This is a genomic window from Aquiflexum sp., assembly GCF_041749095.1.
In the GTDB taxonomy this organism is placed as follows: Bacteria; Bacteroidota; Bacteroidia; order Cytophagales; family Cyclobacteriaceae; genus Aquiflexum.
Window position 1 is genome coordinate 1 of sequence record NZ_JBGTCA010000442.1, and the last position, 3360, is coordinate 3360.

General features: G+C 43.3%; 1 protein-coding gene and 1 pseudogene. Both read right to left on the reverse strand.

All coding sequences use genetic code 11. The features are described from left to right. A pseudogene (locus ACEW8O_RS20495) lies at window positions 1-1444 on the reverse strand (hypothetical protein); the annotation flags it as partial. 86 nt (window positions 1445-1530) lie between these two features. Beyond that, a partial coding sequence (locus tag ACEW8O_RS20500; RefSeq protein WP_373496496.1) for a glycoside hydrolase family 97 catalytic domain-containing protein occupies window positions 1531-3360 on the reverse strand: 1830 nt, incomplete at its 5' end.

A 3360-nucleotide genomic window follows, 5' to 3' on the forward strand; every position in this document is an offset into this window, starting at 1 on the left:
TTTCTCCGGGCTTTGCCTTTTTGGACAATATTGTTTTCCATGTCTTATCCCCATTCAAATCGATCTCAAATAAAAATTCGTTTTCTGATCGTCCTTCATTGAGAATCCAAGCTGATCTATTGATCCAACCGGCAAATAAAAAAGGTTCGGAAACCTCTCCCGCTGCAACATTTTCGGACAGCCAAACAGCTCCGTTAGCGTCAGATGGTCCAAGTTCATCCGGAAGATTTGTAGATGTAAACCAAAGATTGGAATTGGATTGGCCAGGACCTTCTATACCTCCTTTGGCCTTTCTGGTATTTAGAAATTCTTTTTGTGCAGAATCATCACAACCAAAAACAATTTGATCATTCCATCTTGCAAAATCTCCTATGACTTTCAGATATGAAGACCTTGGACGTATTCCCACTGAATTTTCCGAAGAAAAAGTATTGGGGAATTTCCAAAACATTCCATGCATGGTCATCAAATAATCGGGGTTTTCCGTCGTACCAATATCTCTGATTCTTGGCCACTCAGTATTCCATCCGTGTGCACCGTCATAACTATGACTTGCCTTTGGCAATCGATAAAAAGACCATTCACCCATATCCCTCACACCTACCAATATCGATTTATGATCCCAACCTGTTGCCCAAATAGGATCTGTTTTTGGATTGGGATTTCCATAAATTCCTCCCGGACCTGTAACCTCCACAAACTGGGCCCTCCGAACAGTTTTCCAATCCTTTCCATCCCATTCAGCCAAAACCCCTGATTCAATATCAAATTGTTCCTTTGCCTGCTGTCCAGATTCACCATTGTTGCTGTAAACCAAAACACCCTGTCCAGAATAGGCTCCTTTTCCATGTGATCCCAATAAAAGGGATCCTGGAAGATTCGCATCAGTGTCATTTCCCTTTTGCCTTCCCACATTGGCATCTTCGTAAAGCAGTTTTGGCTCTAGGGTTTGGACATCAACTTCATAAAATCCTTCCTCCATAGTCGCATAATAGATTTTACTTTCAGGATTGAATAAGTGTCTGGCATTACCTGTATGTCGTCCGGGCATCACATCGTAGGGAATTGTCCTAACCTCACCCTGATTACTTATCGCATAAGGACCAATAAAGAGCTGGTCAGATTCCCTGTGAATCATGCGGTTGGCAGGAGTACCTCCAATGCTTTCCTCTCTTACGACCTGATTCAGTTCAGCATCGATTTCATAAAGTTTATCAGAAGAGCCAAAAGGCAGATGAGGCCCATAGGTGACTACCCAAAGTCTGTCAGCCCATGGAACTACGGCACCTGTACCACACTCTCCTTCTTCGTTGTAATAAGCCAAATGCGGATAAATCCCACTTATCAGGATATGTTCAGGCTCATTTATTTCATTTATTTGTTGTTTTGAATTACATGCAATCAATAATAATGCAATCATTAATCCACTTTTATATGCTTTCATATTTAAGTTCAATTAGCTTCGGATAAATTTTTTAGATAAATACCATATGGGTTTTTAAGATTAGGCAACAAGTGCCGATTTTTAATCTATTTCTTTTTGACCAGTTTCATCACAAATCCTCCATGGGGAAGTACGGCAATAGAGGGTCTGTCAGTGGATGAAACTTCTGAATTTTCAAAAGAAAAGGATTTTTTGTTCTCTCCGTCAGCAATCAGTTCCATTTGGTAGGTACCGTCCTCCAACAGGCCTAAGTCCACCTCCACAGTATGCGTCTTGTCAAGACCGTTGATATAGCCCAGATACCATGCATTATCATGGTTGCGGGCTATCAATGCATCTGAAGAGGGATGTCCTGACAAAAGCCTGGTCTCCTCCCATACAACCGGGAGTTCACTGATAAATTTCAGTACAGGATCAGGCAGACTTTTGTAACTGCCCAAAGCATCGGCAGGATGCACGACCCCGCTTTCGAATATCACTCCAAGGGCAAGTTCATGTCCGAAACTTGTTATCCGGGGATACCTGGAGTCTGAGAATGCCAAAGGGGTATAATCCATGGAACCCACCACATTGCGGGTAAATACCAGATGGACATTATGTAAGGGCGCCCTATCCGGAAAGTCCCTGCCAAAAATATAGGTTTCCATTCCCCTTGCACTTTCCATAGTCATCAGGTTTGGCCAAGTCCTCGCCCAGCCCCTTGGCATCGTGCTGCCGTGAAAATTGACCATAATCTGATGGGCTGCTGCATCCTCCAAAATTCCTAAGTATTGTTGGATAATGTGCTGTTTATCGCTTTGGAAAAAATCCACCTTGATGCCTTTAATTCCCTTATCCTGAAGCATTTTAAATTCTTCTCTTCGCCTTTCTCCTTCATGCATCCTGTCCCGGGGCATTTCTGTTACCACATTGTGTGGGCCGCCGGAATTGTACCAAAGCAAAAGCCCTACGTCTTTGGATTTGGCATATTCATTCAGTTCCCAGACATCTCCTCCTCGCATGACGTTCCAATTGGCATCAATCAGTGAATACTCCCAGCCCATTTCTGAACTAAAATCAATGAATGTTTTGAGTTTTTGAAAATCCTGTGGGCTGTCATTGTCGCTCCACCAGCTCCAGGAAGCCCTGCCTGGCTTTACCCAAGAAAAATCCATATCCATCTGTGGCGAGGCCAAATGATGCACCATATTGGATTCAACAATGCCTGAAATTTCTTTGGAGACGGTGATGAATCGCCATGGCATTTCCCAGGGAAGGGTACTTTCTGCATATATGGCCCCTTGACCAAAGGCCTCTTCTTCCAAAGGTACCGCCATGGAATATTTTGAGCCATTCCCTTCCAACCTAGAAGCATAAAACCCCTTATCCAAATCCGACTCAGAAAGTAGTATCCAATGCCCGGCAGTCTCAAAGAGCGCCGGAAAACACCAACCATTGTTATATTGAGGCTGCGTATCCAAAGGCTCTCCATTGGTGTAGTATTTTTCGTAGCCGGGGCTATAATTGGTAATAGAGTCATAAGGTTGAATCCATTTTTTACTTAATTCGTCCAAGTGAAATCCTGTAAACTCCTTGACCACTTTGAATTTCCCTTCGTGCTTTTCGGGAAAAACATATCGAAACGCGATGCCTTCATCATAAGCCCTGACAATCAGATTCAATAAACTCCCCTGCTGATTGGAGAAAATCAGGGTCATTTCTTCTGCCTCAGCCCTGTTGTCCAATCGCTTTCCAGTCAGCATGGTGTATTCATCTGTGTGCCCGGTAGGCCCTGAAATCTCTTCAAAAACCAAACCTGAATAAAATCCTTGATCTTCACGCATCAAGCCCAAAGGTGCGGGCAAAAGAATACTTTTTTTATTTCCTTCCTCCATACTGAAAACTTCATAAATGAGTCCTGAAGAATCGGGTTCCAG